The organism is Pseudomonas putida, from assembly GCF_001636055.1.
In the GTDB taxonomy this organism is placed as follows: Bacteria; Pseudomonadota; Gammaproteobacteria; order Pseudomonadales; family Pseudomonadaceae; genus Aquipseudomonas; species Aquipseudomonas machongensis.
Genome location: NZ_CP011789.1, coordinates 1,780,488 through 1,797,657, shown reverse-complemented (window position 1 = coordinate 1,797,657; position 17,170 = coordinate 1,780,488). Strand labels below are relative to the sequence as shown.

Here is a 17,170-nt window from a genome sequence, read left to right as displayed (position 1 = left end):
GACAAGCACGATCGGCCAGGCAAGCCATACTTGTGCGACGACTTGCGCGAGGTTGTCCATGTCCATTCATTGCGAGGTACTCACCGGCGCCGATGGCGCCCGTATCGGCATCGCTACCCTGGATGCCGCCAAGACCCTGAACGCCCTGACCCTGGGGATGATCGAGATGCTCGATTCGCACCTGCGCGAATGGGCACGCGATCCGGGCGTGGTCTGCGTGCTGCTGCGCGGCGATGGCGAAAAGGCCTTCTGCGCAGGCGGCGATGTACGGGCGCTGGTACAGGCCTGTCGCGAGCATCCCGGCAGCGTGCCGCCGCTGGCGGCAACCTTTTTCGCCGCCGAATACCGCCTCGACTATCTGCTGCACACCTACCCCAAGCCGCTGTTGTGCTGGGGCCACGGTCATGTGCTGGGCGGCGGCATGGGCCTGTTGCAGGGTGCCAATGTACGCATCGTCACCCCCAGCAGCCGCCTGGCGATGCCGGAGGTGAGCATCGGCCTGTATCCGGATGTTGGTGCCAGTTGGTTCCTCAGCCGCCTGCCGGGCAAGCTTGGCCTGTTTCTGGCGCTGACCGGTGCGCCGATCAATGCCCGTGACGCCCTTGACCTGGGGTTGGCGGACCGCTTCCTCGGCGAGCCGCAGCAGGCGTCGCTGATTGAAGAACTGCTGCAACTGAACTGGCAGGAACAGACCGACTTGCAACTGAACAGCCTGCTCAGGGCCGAGCAGCATCGCGTCTGGGGCGAACTTCCCGAAGCGCAGTGGCTGCCCCGCCGTGCCGTGATCGATGCGCTGCTCGATATCGCTGACCCGGTAGCCGCCTGGCGGGCCGTGTGCGGCTTGAGACAACACGCCGATCCACTGCTGGCCAAGGCGGGCGAGCGCTTGCATGAAGGCTGCCCGCTCACGGGTCATCTGGTCTGGGAACAGCTTCACCGCGCCCGTCACCTGTCGCTGGCCCAGGTGTTCCAGATGGAATACGCCATGAGCCTGAACTGCTGTCGGCATCCGGAATTCAGCGAAGGGGTGCGTGCTCGCTTGCTCGACAAAGACAATCAACCGCACTGGCACTGGCCGGATATCGGCAAGGTGCCAGCGGCGGTGGTCGACGCACATTTCGCTAAAGTCTGGGAGGGGCGACACCCGCTGGCAGATCTGGGCTGATCCTATCGCTGCCAGTTGCGATCCCCGCGCCCCCGGTCCCTTTGCCCATTGGAATGCCAGCGATCATCCCGCCCACCACCACGATAATCATGGCGATCGCGGTCACGCCCATAGTCATAGCGCTGGCGGTTGCCGTAGTCATAACGCGGATTGCCATGCCACTGGTTCACCACCGGTGGCGTGTAGGGCCGGTAGTAAGGCGCCGGCGCTGGACGGTAGTAACGCGGTGCCGTCTGGTAGTAATACCGAGGCTGGGGCGCGACGTAGTAACGGTCCTGACGATAGTAGTAACCCGGGTAGGCGTAGCGGTCAGCGGTGTAGTACCCGCTGCGGTAATAGCCCCCGCCCCCGTAGTATGGGGCGCAGGCACTGGTCATCAGGCCAAGCAGAACGACCAACAGGATTCGAGGGTACATGGCGGCCTCCTGGACCGCTGGATTGCCCGGCACAGCGGCGCTGGCGGACGTCGATCGCAACACGTTGATCGACACTGAGTAAGACAGTGCGCCCGAGATCCGGTGCCATTTGCGCAACAAATTGAAACAGACAGAACGATCCGGAAATACAAATGGACAGAGGCGCGACAAAAGCTGTCAGCAGATATACTGCGCGCCTCTGTGCAGATCTACTCGAATCCCCGGAAGCCACCATGAACGACAGCCAGCGCTGCCCCGCCTGCGGCGCCGCCAACCAGTGCGCCCTGGCGGACCCGCGCAGTGCCACCCAGGCCTGCTGGTGTTTCAGCGTCAGCATCGATTGCGCTGTGCTCGAAGCGCTTCCCGACGAACTGCGTAACAAAGCCTGCCTGTGCCCTCGCTGTGCAGCAGCCGACGAACAGCTCAAGGCAGCCGACCAGCGGCAGCCTCTCTAAGACTTGTACGATGCGCCTGGATCGATTTCTCGCCAACTTCCCCCAGTACAACCGCCAGCAGGTGCGCGTGCTGCTGGTGCAGCGCCGTGTGTGGGTCGACGCGCAGCCGGTGATCGACCCGCGCCACGAGGTGCGCGAATTCAGCCGAGTCGAGGTCGATGAGCAGTTGCTGCAGGCCGGGCGCCCGGCACGCTACCTGATGCTGCACAAGCCCGCCGGTTGCGTCAGCGCCACCCGCGACCCGCAGCACCCCACCGTACTCGACCTGCTGCCGCCCGAACTGCGTGACGACCTGCACATTGCCGGGCGCCTGGACTACAACACCACCGGCCTGATGATCCTGACCAATGACGGCCAATGGTCACGCCGCCTGACCCAACCACGCACCAAGCAGGCGAAGATCTATCTGGTCGAGACCGAGGACGAAATCGGCGCGCACTACATCGACAAGTTCCGCGAAGGCTTCTACTTCGCCTTCGAAGACCTCACCACCCTGCCCGCCCAACTCGACATTCTGGGCCCACGCAGCGCGCGGCTGGCGATCGTCGAAGGGCGCTATCACCAGGTCAAGCGCATGTTCGGCCACTTCGACAACAAGGTGATCGGCCTGCACCGCGAAAGCATGGGGCCGATCCATCTGGACCCGGCCCTGGCGCCAGGTGCGTTCAGGACGCTGACCGCCGAAGAAATCGCGGCGGTCTGAAGGTCGGCCTCAGGCGTTCTTCCTCACTCTGAACCACGCCGCATACAGCGCCGGCAGGAACAACAGCGTCAGCGCCGTGGCCACGATCAGACCACCCATGATCGCCACCGCCATCGGCCCGTAGAACACGCTGCGCGACAGCGGGATCATCGCCAGAACCGCCGCCAGGGCAGTCAGCACGATGGGCCGGAAGCGCCGCACCGTGGCCTCGATGATCGCCTGCCAACGGTCCAGCCCAGCGGTGATGTCCTGCTCGATCTGGTCCACCAGGATCACCGAGTTACGCATGATCATCCCTGCCAGCGCGATGGTGCCAAGCATCGCCACGAAGCCGAACGGCTGGCGGAACACCAGCAGGAACAGGGTCACACCAATCAGCCCCAACGGCGCGGTGAGGAACACCATCACCGTGCGCGAGAAACTGCGCAGCTGGATCATCAGCAAGCTCAGTACCACCACGATGAACAGCGGCATGCCCGCGTTTACCGAGCGTTGACCGCGCTGGGCATCCTCTACCGTGCCGCCGACTTCCAGCAGGTAGCCGTCGGGCAACTGCTCGCGCACCTGCTGCAGGGTCGGCAGGATCTGCTTGACCAGGCTGTCCGGCTGTTCCTTGTCGTAGATATCGGCACGCACGGTCACCGTCGGCAGGCGATTGCGGTGCCAGATCACGCCCTCTTCGAAGCCGTACTCCAGCGTCGCCACCTGCGACAACGCCACGCTCTGGCCGTTGTCGGTCGGCAGCGCCAGGCTGCCCAGGCTACCCATGTCGCTGCGCTCCTCGCGGGTGCCGCGCAGGAGGATCTCGATCAGTTCGTTGTCCTCGCGGTACTGGCTGACCGTAGTACCTGTCAACGAGCTCTGCAGGAAACTGGACAGGTGCGAAGTACTCACCCCCAGCGCGCGGGCACGGTCCTGGTCGATCGCCAGGAACACCGCCTTGCTCGGCTCCTCCCAGTCCAGGTGCACGTTGACCACATGCGGGTTCTCGCGCACCTTGGCCGCCACCTCGCGGGCCAGGGCGCGTACTTTCTCGATGTGCTCACCGGTGACCCGGAACTGCACCGGGTAACCCACGGGCGGACCGTTCTCAAGGCGCGTGACCCGCGAGCGCAATTGCGGGAATTCCTGCTCAAGGGTGGTAATGGCCCAGCTGCGCAGGGCTTCGCGGTCTTTGAGCGACTTGGCCAGCACCACGAACTGGGCGAAGCTCGCCGCCGGCAGTTGCTGATCCAGCGGCAGGTAATAACGCGGTGAGCCGGTGCCGACGTAGGCCACGTAGTTGTCGATACCGTCCTGCTGCTTGAGTAGGGCCTCCAGACGCTTGACCTGCTCGGCGGTATTGGCCAGCGAAGCCCCTTCGGCGAGCTTCAGGTCGATCATCAGCTCAGGCCGCGCCGACGCAGGGAAGAACTGCTGGGGCACGAAGCGGAACAGCACGATGCTGCCGATGAAAGCGGCAATGGTCAGCACGATCACGGTCTTGCGACGGCGCACGCACCACTCCACCACCTTGCGCACACGTTGGTAGAACGGCGTGGCATAAGGGTCGGGCGTATGCTCGCCATTGCCGTGACGCGCCGCATGGCGCTTGGCCAGGTCCGGCAGCAGGCGGTCGCCCAGGTAGGGAACGAACAATACCGCCGCGACCCACGAGGTCAGCAAGGCAATGGTCACCACCTGGAAGATCGACCGGGTGTACTCGCCGGTGCTCGACGCGGCCGTGGCGATCGGCAGAAAGCCCGCAGCGGTGATCAGCGTTCCGGTCAGCATCGGGAAGGCGGTACTCGACCAGGCATAGCTCGCCGCCTTGAGCCGGTCGTAGCCCTGCTCCATCTTGATCGCCATCATCTCGACCGCAATGATCGCATCGTCCACGAGCAAACCCAGGGCCAGCACCAGCGCCCCCAGCGAAATCTTGTGCAAGCCGATGCCGAAGTAGTGCATCGCGGCGAAGGTCATCGCCAGCACCAGCGGGATCGCCAGCGCCACCACCAACCCCGTGCGCACCCCCAGCGAGAAGAAGCTCACCAGCAACACGATGACCAGTGCCTCGACCAGCACCTGGATGAACTCGCCGACCCCAGCCTTGACCGCTGCCGGCTGATCGGACACCTTGCGCAGTTCCATGCCCGCTGGCAGGTTGTGCGCCAGGCGGGCGAACTCGGCTTCCAGCGCCTTGCCCAGTACCAGGATGTCACCGCCGTCCTTCATCGACACGGCAAGGCCGATGGCATCCTCGCCCATGAAGCGCATACGTGGCGCAGGTGGGTCGTTGAAGCCGCGATGGACTTCGGCGACATCGCCGATGCGGAAGGTTCGGTCGCCCACGCGGATGGGGAACTGGCGAATCTGCTCGACGCTGTCGAAGCGCCCGCTGACCCGCAGTTGCAAGCGCTCACTGGGCGTTTCGAAGAAGCCCGCAGTGCTCACCGCATTCTGCTCACGCAACGCCTGCTGCACCGCCGCCAGCGGCACCCCAAGGGTCGCCAGCTTGGTGTTGGACAGCTCGATCCAGATCTTCTCGTCCTGCAAGCCGATCAGCTCGACCTTGCCCACATCCTTGACCCGCTGCAGCTGGATCTGGATGCGATCGGCATAATCCTTGAGCACCGCATAGTCGAAGCCTGCCCCGCTCAGGGCGTAGATATTGCCGAAGGTGGTGCCGAACTCGTCGTTGAAGAACGGACCCTGCACTTCCGGTGGCAAGGTGTGGCGAATGTCCGCGACCTTCTTGCGGATCTGGTACCACAGCTCGGGAATTTCGTTCGAATGCATCGAGTCGCGGGCCATGAACGTGACCTGGGACTCACCCGGACGGGAGAACGAGACGATCTTGTCGTACTCGCCGGTCTCCATCAGCTTCTTTTCAATGCGCTCGGTGACCTGTCGGGACACCTCTTCGGCGGTGGCACCAGGCCACAGCGTGCGCACGACCATGGCCTTGAAGGTAAAGGGCGGATCTTCACTCTGCCCCAGCTTGGTGTAGGACATGGCGCCAATGGCCGCCAACAGGATCATCAGGAACAATACGATCTGGCGATTGCGCAGCGCCCAGGCGGAAAGGTTGAAACCCATCGGGACTTACTCCTTGGTCGCCAGGTTCACCATACGGTTGCTGCGATCGACCGGCCGTACCTCCTGGCCTTCGCGCAGCACGTGGCCACCTGCGGCGACCACCCAGTCGTTGGCGCCCAGCCCTTCGAGCACCGGCACGCTGTCTGCGCCATAAGGGCCGAGACGCACGGGCGCACGCTCCAGTCGATTGTCCTTGCCAACCCGCCAGACATAAGCCTGGCCCTGCTCGGCAGTCACCGCCGACAGCGGCACCGACAGCGGCGAGTGTTCGGCGTGGGCGATGTACACCTTGGCACTCTGGCCCAGCTCTGCCGGGGCTTGCGTCGATGTGAAGGCGATTCGCGCAGCGAAGGTGCGCGAGCGTGGATCGGCCGCCGGCGACAGCTCGCGGATACGCCCCTCGAAGCGTTGCTCGGGATGCGACCACAGTTCGACACTGACCGCCTGCCCTACCGAGAAACGCGCGAACTGTTGCTCGGGCAGGCCGATGGCCACCTCACGTTCGCCATCGGCGGCCAGGGTGAACACTGTCTGCCCCGCCGCAACCACCTGGCCGACCTCGACCTGGCGCTTGGCGATCACCCCGTTCTGCGGCGCCCGCAGCACCGCGTATTCGGCCTGGTTGCCGGCCACGTCGAATTCGGCCTTGGCCTGCTTGAGGCGGGCAAGACCTGCACGGTAGAGGTTCTCGGCATTGTCGAACTGGGAATGGCTGACCATCTGTCGGTCGAGCAGCTTCTGGTAACGGTCGCGTTCGGCCCGCACCAGCGACAGGTTCGCTTCGGCGGCCGCCATCTGCGCGCGGTTGGCCTCCAACTGCAGGTGCACATCCTGTGGATCGAGCTCGGCCAGTGGTTGGTCGGCCTTGACCCGCTGCCCTTCCTCGACCAGGCGCTTGCTGACCTTGCCACCAATACGGAACGCCAGTTCCGGCTCGAACCTGGCGCGTACTTCGCCCGGATAGCTGTCGGCCGAGGCGCCGGTGGGCTGGGGCTGGATCACCAGTGCCGGACGCGGGGCCGCGGGTGCAGCAGCCTCCTGGCCACAGGCAGTGAGCAGCAGAAGGCAGGCAAGGGGCAGGACGAGGGGCGACGCACGACGCAACATGATGGAAGACCTTTCGCAGAGGACGCATCGAATAATTATACTGGCGGGTATATTAAGTCAGCGAAACGACTCCGGGAAGCAGGTGCATGAGAGAAAAATGTATTTGCGCCGCGACGTGCGTAGCAGCCGCGAGCCGCGCGACCCGGTAATATGAGCGCTCCATCAGACAAACACGGATTCCAATGCCCATCGACGCACCCACAGGCCCTGGCCGGCCCAAGGATCTCGCCAAGCGCGAGGCCATCCTCGAAGCCGCCAAGTCGCTGTTCCTCAGCCTTGGCTATGCCAACACCAGCATGGATGCGGTCGCTGCGGCGGCGGGTGTTTCAAAACTGACGGTCTATAGCCACTTCAACGACAAGCAGACCCTGTTCGGCTCTGCAGTCATGGCCACCTGCCAGACGCAGTTGCCCGACCTGATCTTCGAGCTGCCCGAGGGGGTGCCGATCGAAGAGGTGCTGCTCAACATCGCCCGAGGCTTCCAGGCACTGATCAGCAGCGACGAGTCGGTCAAGCTCACGCGCCTGATCATGGCCTTGGGCAGCCAGGACCCGGGGCTTGGGCAGTTCTTCTACGAGGCGGGGCCCAAGCGGGTGCTGGCCGAGATGGAGGCGTTGCTGCGCTGTGTCGACGAGCGTGGGTTGCTGCGGATAGAGAATCCGTTGCGCGCCGCCGAGCATTTCTTCTGCCTGATCAAGGGTGCTGCCGATTACCGCCTGCTGCTGGGCTGCGCACCGCCGCTGGCCGGCGAGGACGCCGAGCAGCATGTGCGCGAGGTGGTCGGGGTGTTCATTCGCGCGTATAGCAGCCCCCTGTAGGAGCGGGCTTGCCCGCGAAAAGTACACACCGCGCTCATGCACCGGCTTTTGCCGGTGTTCGCGGCGGTTCGGCGCCACCCCTCGAGCCGGCTGACCCTAAGCCTTCAACGCCTTCTTCGGATAGATATCGTAGCGGCTGGACTTGCCTTCCAGGCTATGACTCGGCTTTGGCCCGTCGATGATCGGCGCCTTGCGCGGGCGCTTGACCACCACCCGGTGGCTGGCCAGCGCCAGCGCCGCCTCCAGCAGTGCAGGAGCATCCAGGTCGTCGCCCACCAGCGGGCGGAACACGCGCATTTCCTTCTTCACCAGCGCGCTCTTGTCACGATGCGGGAACATCGGATCGAGGTAGATCACCTGCGGCGCCTCGCCCTGCCAATCGCGCATGCGCTCGATGGCGTTGCCGGTCAGCAGGCGCATGCGCTCGACGATCGGCCCCACTTCGGCATCCAGGCGCCCACGCGCCAGGCCATCCTCGAGCAACGCAGCAATCAGCGGCTGACGTTCGATCAGGGTCATCTGGCAGCCCAGACTCGCCAGCACGAAGGCATCCTTGCCCAGGCCCGCAGTGGCATCCAGCACCTGAGGCCGCACGCCTTGAGCGATACCGACCGCCTTGGCGATCATCTGCCCATTGCCGCCGCCGAACAGGCGTCGATGTGCCGCCTGCCCTTCGACGAAATCCACCCGGACCGGGCCGGGGGCCTGCGGGCCCAATTGCTGGATCTGCAGACCATCAGCACCGATCTGCACAGCGAACTCCGCCGCGTCATCCACCTGCGGCAGGCCCAGACGCTGCGCCCATTCCTGTGCCTGCGCCTGGAACGACGCCGACAGCGCCTCGACCCTGATACCTGTGCCCTGCTCTTGCTCTGCCATCCGATCCCGCACTCGAAAAAATTAATGAAACCCCGGCCACGGCCGATAAAAGCTCTATCCGCTATTCTGCCAGAGCACAACGCGCGCGACTGCCATGTCAGATACTCTTCCCATCGGTTTGACCTACCTGTCGCCAGTCGGCAACTACGGTCGCCAGAATACCCAGGCACTGGGCGGCGTCAGCCACCTGTGGCAGGACTTCTTCGCCCGCGCGATGGCCGAGCAGTCCGCAGAAGAGCAGGACAGCTTCAGCCAGGCATTGACTCGCCAGTACGACAAGGACAGCGGCGAGCCACTGGGTGGCGCCAAGGCGCTGGCATTGATCGAAATTCAGCGCGCGCTGCCGGTTCAGGATACCGAGGTGCGTCCGCCCGAGCCGCTGTTCCTGCCCAAGGCGGAACTGGAAGCCAACCTGCTGGAGCCGGCCCCCGAACCCTTCAGCGCCAGCGAACTGATCGAGCAGCAGCGCCAGCTCGACCTCAACGGCAGTTGGCTACGTCCGCTGGTGATGAACCAGGGCCATCCTTCGCCCGAGCCGGGCCCGGCGCCTTCGCCGCGTCCGCTGCACCTGCCAATCGCCGAACTGGAAAAGTACCTGCTAGAGCCCGCCCCGGAACCCTTCGACGACGCGACTCTCGCCAAGCAGCAGACCGACCTGGAGTTCGACACCCACTGGGCGCGCCCGGTGGTGCTGAACAACGTGCGCGTACACGCCTGAATCAGCGACAGACCTGCCACCGCCCCGCATCCAGATGAAAGTGATTTGCGTGGGCGGCATTGTAGTCAGGTCCAAGCACCGTACTGAAGCTCTCGCAGGCCGCATCGCGCACTTCGCGCAGGAATTGCGCCTTCGCCCCGCCCGCCTGCCAGTCTCGCGCCAGCACGATGCGCTGGCCATCCTTCAGACGAAAACCGCTGATGTCCAGGGCATTGGCCGTCGCGTGCTGGCTAAGCCGCCCCTGCTCGCGATGATAGACATTGCGACAGGCAAAACTGCCCAGGTGATCCACCTGTGCCACCGACTGGCCAAACACACGCTGCGCCGCAGGCTGCAGGCCGTGAGTCTCGAACAGCGCATAGGCCACCGCCAGCGGACAACTGGCGAGAAAGCTGCTGCTCAACCGCGCCTCGCCAGCTTCGATACGCCATACGTTGCGTAACGGACAACGCGCCGTTTCCGGGCTGTCGGCCTGTTCCCGATAACGCAGCGCGGAGGTTTGCAGTGCCTGTCGACACAGATCCGGGTCGTCACGCAGGCGTGACAGCTTGTAGGCCGTCAGCAGGTTCGGCGGCTGACGCACATCCAGCGCCGCCCAGGGGTTCCACGCCGCCGGGGGGCGCCAACCGAGATACCAGGCAACAGCGCCTGCGACCATCACCCCGCCCAGCACCGTCGCCAGCAAACGCATGGCCGATCAGCGTCGGAACAGATCGTTGAGCTGGGCGAACGGCACCGCCTGCTCGCCGTAAGCGAAAGTGCCCTGGTCGCGGATCTCCAGCGCCGCACGCTGCAACGCCCCCAGCGCCGCCCTGGCCATTGATGAACCCACACTGATGCGCCGCACACCCAGGTCCTGCAACTGGTTCACCCCCAGCGGCACGCCTGCCATGCCCATCAGCACGTTGACCGGCCTGGGCGCAACGGCCTGCACCACTGCCCGTATCTCATCGACGCTGCGCAGGCCTGGGGCATAGAGCACATCGGCACCGGCCTCGGCGAACGCCTGCAGCCGCTTGATGGTGTCATCCAGGTCCAGGCGCCCGTGCAGCAGGTTTTCTGCGCGGGCACAGAGAGTGAACGGGAAAGGCAGGCTGCGCGCCGCCTGCACTGCAGCGCGTACGCGCTCGACGGCCAGGCCGAAGTCATGGATGGGGGAATCGCGGCGACCGCTGGCGTCCTCGATCGAGCCGCCAACCAACCCGGCCTCGGCGGCACGCAGAATGGTCTGCGCGCAGTGTTCGGGCAGGTCGCCGAAACCGTTCTCCAGGTCTGCGGCCACCGGTAGGGGAGTGGCATCAACGATGGCCTGGGCGTTGGCCAGGGTTTCATCGAGGCTCAGAGCGCCCTCGGCATCAGGACGGCCCAGACTGAAGGCCAATCCTGCGCTGGTCGTGGCAAGTGCCTCGAAGCCCAGCGCAGCCAGCAGCTTGGCGGACCCGGCGTCCCAAGGGTTGGCGATGACGAAGGCGCCATCACGCTCGTGCAACATCTTGAAGGCTTCGGCTCGCAGGGTTTGCACATCCATGATCAGGTCTCCGGCAAGGTCTGGGGGTCAGAGTAATCCCAGTTGTTCGACCTCAGGTGCGCGCGGCAATTCCGGCAAGGCCGCCAGGCCCGGCAACCGCACCATGAGGCGCTGGTGAAAGTGCTGGGCCAAGGCTGCGGCCAGGCGGTTGTCGGAGGTGTGCAGGAAAATGTACGGGCAACGCCCCTCCTCGATCCAGCCGGCGACCTTGTCTACCCAAGGTGTGAGAAAGCTTTCGTTGGCAGCCAACTCCGGATGACCGATGAAGCGCACCTGCGGGTGCTGGCTGAAGGCGGCCGGACGCGGCGGCACCTTGGGCTTCTTGGCCTGCGCGTGCAGCACCGCCGGGTCGCGCGACGTGCAACTGAACAGTGCCCGCGGATCCAGGCAGATCCGCTCCACACCGCGCTCATGCAACAGTCGGTTGAGCAGGCGCTCTTCATCGCCACGGGCGAAGAAGGCATCGTTGCGCACCTCGACGGCCACTGGCACACCGATCTCGTCGAGAAAGTGACTCAGTTCCGCCAATCGGGCCGGGCCGAACAGCGCTGGCAGTTGCAGCCAGTAGGGGGTTACTCGCTCGCCCAGCGGCGCCAGCAGACGGGTGAAGTCCAGCGCGGATTCAAGCTGATCACGCAGATCGCCCGCATGGCTGACGTCACCGGGAAACTTCGCGGTGAAGCGAAACCGCTGGGGCATGACCTGGGCCCAGCGCTCCACCGTGGCGGGCGCAGGACGGGCGTAGAAGGTGGTGTTGCCCTCGACCGCATTGAACACCTGGCTGTACAGGCCAAGGTATTCAGCAGGGCGGGCGTCGGCGGGATAGAGGTAGTCGCGCCAGGCGTTCTCGCTCCAGGACGGACAACCGAGGTGATAAGGCAGAGGCGATGGATTCATCCATCAAATGTACAGGTCCAACCCAAGCACTTCCATCTCCCAATCGGTGAAACCGGCGGTGCTGAGGTAGCTGGCCAGCGCAGTGGCGGTGCGGCGGTCACGGGCGCGGGGGAATACCATGTCCTGCTGACGCGCAGGCAGGCCGGCGCTGCGGCGGTTGGCGCGGGCAATCTGCTCGGCTTCGTCGTCTTCGACGTCCTCGATTACCTGTGCATCGTCGATGCTCTCGTCGCGCACCAGCGCCTTGCGCGGGGCACGCTTGACCGGATAGGACTGTGAGGAGAAACCGTCGATGCGCATGATGGGTGCACTCAGGAGCAATGATGGCAATCTAGCAGCATCAGGCTTCCATCACCAATGCGCGTGTGATAACTGGACCACAGTTCGCGCAAAAGGTTTTATCTCGAACGGCAATAGCCGACGAACTGTACTCAGCGCGCCTTGGGCGTAGCGACATTATCGCGCAGATAGACCGGTTGAGCCTGTTCGGCTGCAACCGCCTCGCCACGCGCCCAGGCATGACCGGCCAGGCTGAGGATATCCAGGGCATGCGGCAGGGCCTGGGCATCGCAACGCTCGACCTGCACCGCCAGACGCTCGCCATAACCCCAGCCAGTGCCGGCACCGAACCACTGGCCGGCCTGGGGCAGTGCCACCCGCTCAGGGGCGATCACCCGCTCCTGATCGAGCAGGCGCATTTCGCCATCGTGCGCCTGGTAGCAGCCCCAATACACTTCGTCCATGCGCGCATCGATGGCCGCGGCCACCTGCTGCACACCCTGTTGGCGCAAGGCCCCCTGGGCCAGGGCGGCGAGGTTCGACACCGGCAGCACGGGCCGTTCGAGGGCGAACGCCAGCCCATGGACCACACCGATGGCGATGCGCACACCCGTGAAGGCCCCAGGCCCACGGCCAAAGGCGATGGCATCCACTGCACTCAGGGCGATACCGGAGTCGGCGAGCAACTGCTTGATCATCGGCAGCAGCTTCTGCGCATGCTGGCGCGGGATCACCTCGTAATGGCTGGTCACCTTGCCGTCATGCAGCAGGGCGACGGAACAGGCTTCGGTGGCGGTATCCAGGGCCAGCAGGGTGGTCATCGAACGTGTATCCAGGCGAAAGGGAAAAGAGCGGCAGTATAAACGACAACGGCCCGCAAGCGGGCCGTTGTAAAACGCAGAGGCCGATCAGCTCAGGGCTGCCAGCACCTTGGCGGTGATCGACTCGACCGAGCCGACGCCCTCGATGTGGGCGTATTTGGGCTTGCCGGCGTTGTCAGCCGACAGCTTCTGGTAGAAGTCCACCAGCGGCTTGGTCTGGCTGTGGTAGACCGACAGGCGGTGACGCACGGTTTCTTCCTTGTCGTCGTCGCGCTGGATCAGGTCTTCGCCGGTGACATCGTCCTTGCCTGCCACTTTCGGCGGGTTGTACTGGATGTGGTAGGTGCGGCCCGAGGCCAGGTGCACGCGGCGACCGGCCATGCGACCGACGATCTCTTCGTCGTCCACGGCGATTTCGACCACGGCGTCAATGTCGACACCTGCAGCGACCATGGCCTCGGCCTGCGGAATGGTGCGCGGGAAACCGTCGAACAGGCAGCCCTTGGCGCAGTCTGGCTGAGCGATGCGCTCCTTCACCAGGCTGATGATCAGATCGTCGGAAACCAGCTGGCCGGCATCCATGACTTTCTTCAGTTCCAGGCCCAGCGGGGTGCCGGCCTTGACAGCGGCACGCAGCATGTCGCCAGTGGAGATCTGTGGAATACCGAACTTCTCGGTGATGAACTTTGCCTGAGTACCTTTACCGGCCCCGGGAGCTCCCAGCAGAATTACGCGCATCTCGTGCTCCTCATATTTTTTTATTGCAAATCAATGGATTCGGCGTTCAGGGCCAAGTCCGGAAAATCGGATCAGACCGGAAAATCGGTCAAAAGGCTGATCAAGATACACAGCGCCCGGCAGCCAGACAAGCGTTCCAAAGTTGCACGAAAGCCCATCTGGCGCCGTTTTGCCGAGCAGGTTGCACCCATCGCAACCCACCCCGATACACCCCGTGCCTGCACCATCGTGCAGCCTGCTGCTGCGCTGCCGGACGGCCTCAGCCGGTGTTGCGCAAACCGGCGGCAATACCGGCCACGGTCACCAGCAGGGCCTGCTCCAGCGGGCTGTCCAGAGCGGCTTCGCGCACCCGCGACCGGGCCAGCAGCTCGGCCTGCAGGCGGTGCAGCGGGTCCAGGTAGGTGTTGCGCAGGCTGATGAATTCCAGGGTCTCCGGGCTGTGTGCCAGTAGCACCGCCTGGCCGGTCAGGCCCAACACCACCTGGCACGACTGCGACAATAGGTCGCGCAGATGCGCACCCAATGGCAGCAGCGCCGGTTGCACTAGACGTTCGTCGTAGGCCCTGGCGATTTCTGCATCGGCCTTGGCCAGCACCATCTCCAGCATGTCGATGCGGGTGCGGAAGAACGGCCACTGCTCACGCATTTGCCCCAGCAGCTCACCCTGGCCGCGCGCCAGGGCATTGCTCAGCGCCGTTTCCCACCCAAGCCAGGCCGGCAGCATCAGGCGCGTCTGGGTCCAGCCGAAGATCCACGGGATGGCCCGCAGGCTTTCGATGCCGCCCGCCCGGCGCTTGGCCGGCCGACTGCCTAACGGCAGGCGCCCAAGTTCCTGCTCCGGGGTGGATTGACGGAAGTACTCGACGAAATCGGGGTTCTCGCGAACCACCGCGCGATAAGCCTTCACCCCATCGGCGGCGAGCTGGTCCATGAGTTCGCGCCAGGCAGGCTCGGGCGGTGGCGGCGGCAACAAGGTCGCCTCGAGCACCGCCGCCAGGTAGAGATTGAGGTTCTGCTCGGCGATCCCCGGCAGGCCGAACTTGAAACGGATCATCTCGCCCTGTTCGGTCGTGCGGAAACGCCCCGCCACCGAACCTGGCGGCTGGGAAAGGATCGCCGCATGGGCCGGGCCACCGCCACGGCCGACGGTGCCGCCGCGGCCGTGGAACAACAGCAGTTCGACTTGGTGTTCGCGGCAGATGCGCACCAGGTTTTCCTGCGCCCGGTACTGCGCCCAGGCGGCTGCAGTGGTACCGGCATCCTTGGCCGAGTCCGAGTAACCGATCATCACCTCCTGCGGCCCGTGCAGGCCGGCACGGTAGCCCGGCAGGCCGAGCAGTCGTTCCATCACTGGGCCTGCGTTGTCCAGGTCGGCGAGCGTTTCGAACAGCGGCACCACGCGCATCGGCCGGGTCAGGCCGGCCTCCTTGAGCAGCAGTTGCACGGCCAGCACATCCGATGCTGCGCCAGCCATGGAGATGACATAGGAGCCAAGCGATGCCGCTGGTGCTGCAGCAATCTCGCGGCAGGTGGCAAGCACCTCGGCAGTTTCGGCCTCGGGCTGGAAATGCGCGGGCAACAGCGGCCGACGATTCTTCAGCTCGGCCTGGAGGAAGCTCATGCGCTGTTCTTCGTCCCACTCGGCATATCGCCCAAGCCCGAGATATTCGGTGATTTCTGACAATGCGTCGCGGTGCCGGGCCGCATCCTGACGCACGTCCAGGCGCACCAGGAACAGGCCGAAGGTCACCGCCCGGCGCAGGCAGTCGAGCAACGGGCCGTCGGCGATCACACCCATGCCGCAGTCGTGCAGCGACTGATAGCACAGTTGCAGTGGTTCGATCAGTTCACGGTTGTCGGCGAGCACGTCCGCACCGGCAGGCTGCGGACCGGCCAGCGAGGCATGGGCCCAGGCCCGGGTGGCACGCAGGCGATCGCGCAGTTGCTTGAGGAAGGCGCGGTAGGGCTCGGCGCTGTCACCCACCTTGGCGCGCAGGGCGTCACTGGCCTGTTGCATGGACAGTTCGGCGGCGAGGTAGTCGATATCGCGCAGGAACAGGTCGGCCGCCATCCAGCGTGCCAACAACAGCACCTCGCGGGTGACCGGGGCAGTGACGTTGGGGTTGCCATCGCGGTCGCCACCCATCCACGAGGCGAAACGCACCGGCGCCGCTTCCAGCGGCAGGTGCAGGCCCGTGGCCTCGAACAGCGCCTTGTCGACCTTGCGCAGGTGGCTGGGAATCGCCTGCCACAGGGAATGCTCGATCACCGCAAAGCCCCATTTGGCCTCATCGACCGGCGTTGGCCGGGTGCGTCGAATCTCCTCGGTGTGCCAGGCCTCGGCGATCAACCGGCGCAGGCGCTCGCGCACCTGCTGGCGCTCGGCCGGCGTGAGGTCGCGATGGTCCTGTGCGGCAAGCTGCGCGGCGATGGCATCGTACTTCTGGATCAGCGTACGCCGCGCCACTTCGGTGGGGTGGGCAGTGAGCACCAGCTGGATGTCCAGCTTGGCCAGTTGCCGGGCCAAGGCATCGTTGCCATGCCCTGCCTGCTTGAGGCGCGCCAGCAACTCGGGCAGCGCACGGTCCTCGAACGGTGCCGGTTGGTCGGCCCCACGGCGATGAATCAACTGGTACTGCTCGGCAATGTTGGCCAGGTTGAGGAACTGATTGAAGGCCCGGGCAACCGGCAACAGGTCATCGTCTGCAAGATCGCCGAGGGTGGAGCTCAACTGCTCGGCCGCGCCACGGCGATCGGCCTTGGCGCTGTGACGGATATCCTCGATCTTCTGCAGGAATGCCTCGCCATGCTGCTGGCGGATGGTCTCGCCCAGCAGTTCACCCAACAGATGGACATCCTCACGCAAGCGCACATCGATATCGGTCATTGGCTCTCCTCATCGCGCGGTCCACCCGCGCCGCCGCCCAGGTCATTGCCCAAGAGTGCCCACAGGCGCCCCCGCAAGGCAAGCCGGGATCGGCCAATGCAACTAAAGTGAAGAGACGGCCCTCACAGCTCATGCCATGGTTTTACAGAGGTCATCATGAAAATCCGCGAGCTCGCACAACATTGGGAACAGAACGCCGCCGGCACCCTCAGCCCCACCGGGCACCACCTGCACCTGGACCTGGAATCCGAAGCGCGCCTGGCAGCCTTGGTCGAGATGTACCCCAAGCGCACCACCGAAGAATTGCTCGGCGAACTGGTTGCCGCCGCGCTCGAAGAACTCGAAGCCAGCTTCCCCTACGTGAAGGGCCAGCAGGTGATCGCCACCGATGAAGAGGGTGATCCGCTGTACGAAGATATCGGCCCCACCCCACGTTTCCTCAGCCTGTCGCGGCGGCATCTGCACGACCTCAGCCACACGCTTCCCAAGCGCGACGCTTGAGCTGGAAGGCCCGCGAATACTGCCGCGCACGGCAATAGTTCCGTAGGAAAAGCACTGACTGACAAGTCAGAAATAATTACGAAGCCTACGCAACTTTTTCTGAACTATTCTGAAAAAGCTCAAGTCGGAGCCAATAGCCATCACGCAAAAACCCTGCACGCATGGTGTTTGGCTTTGGAC

General features: G+C 64.7%; 17 protein-coding genes. 6 read left to right on the top strand and 11 right to left on the bottom strand.

What is annotated here, in order from left to right:
- Positions 1–58: 58 nt before the first annotated feature.
- On the top strand, positions 59–1,165 hold the full coding sequence (locus AB688_RS08270) for an enoyl-CoA hydratase/isomerase family protein (RefSeq protein WP_063543364.1): 1,107 nt from the start codon (positions 59–61) through the stop codon (positions 1,163–1,165).
- A 2-nt stretch (positions 1,166–1,167) separates the two neighbouring features.
- Here the strand turns inward: AB688_RS08270 and AB688_RS08265 are convergent, their stop codons facing one another.
- Positions 1,168–1,581 carry a hypothetical protein gene (locus AB688_RS08265; RefSeq protein WP_063543362.1) on the bottom strand — a complete coding sequence of 138 codons (414 nt, stop codon included), beginning with the start codon at positions 1,579–1,581 and terminating at the stop codon, positions 1,168–1,170.
- 233 nt (positions 1,582–1,814) lie between these two features.
- On the opposite strand from AB688_RS08265, the gene AB688_RS08260 reads away from it, so the two are divergent.
- Positions 1,815–2,036: a cysteine-rich CWC family protein gene (locus AB688_RS08260; protein WP_063543360.1), complete on the top strand. Its 222-nt coding sequence runs from the start codon at positions 1,815–1,817 to the stop codon at positions 2,034–2,036.
- 10 nt (positions 2,037–2,046) lie between these two features.
- Positions 2,047–2,739, top strand: a complete 693-nt coding sequence (locus AB688_RS08255) for a pseudouridine synthase (protein ID WP_063543358.1) — start codon at positions 2,047–2,049, stop codon at positions 2,737–2,739.
- Positions 2,740–2,748: 9 nt separating this feature from the next.
- Here the strand turns inward: AB688_RS08255 and AB688_RS08250 are convergent, their stop codons facing one another.
- Entirely contained in the window at positions 2,749–5,817 is a 3,069-nt protein-coding gene (locus tag AB688_RS08250) for an efflux RND transporter permease subunit (protein ID WP_063543356.1), read from the bottom strand.
- Positions 5,818–5,823: 6 nt separating this feature from the next.
- Positions 5,824–6,924 (bottom strand): efflux RND transporter periplasmic adaptor subunit, encoded by a 1,101-nt coding sequence (locus AB688_RS08245; RefSeq protein ID WP_063543354.1) that lies wholly within the window; start codon positions 6,922–6,924, stop codon positions 5,824–5,826.
- A gap of 182 nt (positions 6,925–7,106) precedes the next feature.
- Here AB688_RS08245 and AB688_RS08240 point away from each other — a divergent pair, with 182 nt between their 5' ends.
- A complete protein-coding gene (locus tag AB688_RS08240) occupies positions 7,107–7,742 on the top strand; it encodes a TetR/AcrR family transcriptional regulator (RefSeq protein ID WP_063543352.1) in 636 nt (211 codons plus the stop codon).
- A gap of 96 nt (positions 7,743–7,838) precedes the next feature.
- Here AB688_RS08240 and AB688_RS08235 read toward each other — a convergent pair whose 3' ends face one another.
- Positions 7,839–8,621 carry a class I SAM-dependent methyltransferase gene (locus AB688_RS08235; RefSeq protein WP_063543350.1) on the bottom strand — a complete coding sequence of 261 codons (783 nt, stop codon included), beginning with the start codon at positions 8,619–8,621 and terminating at the stop codon, positions 7,839–7,841.
- A gap of 94 nt (positions 8,622–8,715) precedes the next feature.
- Here AB688_RS08235 and AB688_RS08230 point away from each other — a divergent pair, with 94 nt between their 5' ends.
- Complete coding sequence (locus AB688_RS08230; protein ID WP_054895054.1) at positions 8,716–9,339, top strand: hypothetical protein; 624 nt, start codon at positions 8,716–8,718, stop codon at positions 9,337–9,339.
- A 1-nt stretch (position 9,340) separates the two neighbouring features.
- Here the strand turns inward: AB688_RS08230 and AB688_RS08225 are convergent, their stop codons facing one another.
- The 7 genes from AB688_RS08225 to ppc form a co-directional block, all read right to left on the bottom strand.
- On the bottom strand, positions 9,341–10,030 hold the full coding sequence (locus tag AB688_RS08225) for an extensin family protein (RefSeq protein ID WP_063543348.1): 690 nt from the start codon (positions 10,028–10,030) through the stop codon (positions 9,341–9,343).
- A 6-nt stretch (positions 10,031–10,036) separates the two neighbouring features.
- Positions 10,037–10,867: an isocitrate lyase/PEP mutase family protein gene (locus tag AB688_RS08220; RefSeq protein WP_054895056.1), complete on the bottom strand. Its 831-nt coding sequence runs from the start codon at positions 10,865–10,867 to the stop codon at positions 10,037–10,039.
- 27 nt (positions 10,868–10,894) lie between these two features.
- Positions 10,895–11,764 carry a DUF72 domain-containing protein gene (locus tag AB688_RS08215; RefSeq protein ID WP_063543346.1) on the bottom strand — a complete coding sequence of 290 codons (870 nt, stop codon included), beginning with the start codon at positions 11,762–11,764 and terminating at the stop codon, positions 10,895–10,897.
- 3 nt (positions 11,765–11,767) lie between these two features.
- Positions 11,768–12,064, bottom strand: a complete 297-nt coding sequence (locus AB688_RS08210; protein WP_054895058.1) for a hypothetical protein — start codon at positions 12,062–12,064, stop codon at positions 11,768–11,770.
- Positions 12,065–12,195: 131 nt separating this feature from the next.
- Positions 12,196–12,864 carry a tRNA (adenosine(37)-N6)-threonylcarbamoyltransferase complex dimerization subunit type 1 TsaB gene (tsaB, locus tag AB688_RS08205; protein WP_063543344.1) on the bottom strand — a complete coding sequence of 223 codons (669 nt, stop codon included), beginning with the start codon at positions 12,862–12,864 and terminating at the stop codon, positions 12,196–12,198.
- Positions 12,865–12,951: 87 nt separating this feature from the next.
- Positions 12,952–13,602 (bottom strand): adenylate kinase, encoded by a 651-nt coding sequence (gene adk / locus AB688_RS08200; RefSeq protein ID WP_063543342.1) that lies wholly within the window; start codon positions 13,600–13,602, stop codon positions 12,952–12,954.
- 259 nt (positions 13,603–13,861) lie between these two features.
- On the bottom strand, positions 13,862–16,489 hold the full coding sequence (gene ppc, locus AB688_RS08195; RefSeq protein WP_063543340.1) for a phosphoenolpyruvate carboxylase: 2,628 nt from the start codon (positions 16,487–16,489) through the stop codon (positions 13,862–13,864).
- Positions 16,490–16,645: 156 nt separating this feature from the next.
- On the opposite strand from ppc, the gene AB688_RS08190 reads away from it, so the two are divergent.
- Positions 16,646–16,990 carry a hypothetical protein gene (locus AB688_RS08190; RefSeq protein WP_063543338.1) on the top strand — a complete coding sequence of 115 codons (345 nt, stop codon included), beginning with the start codon at positions 16,646–16,648 and terminating at the stop codon, positions 16,988–16,990.
- Positions 16,991–17,170: the final 180 nt, after the last annotated feature.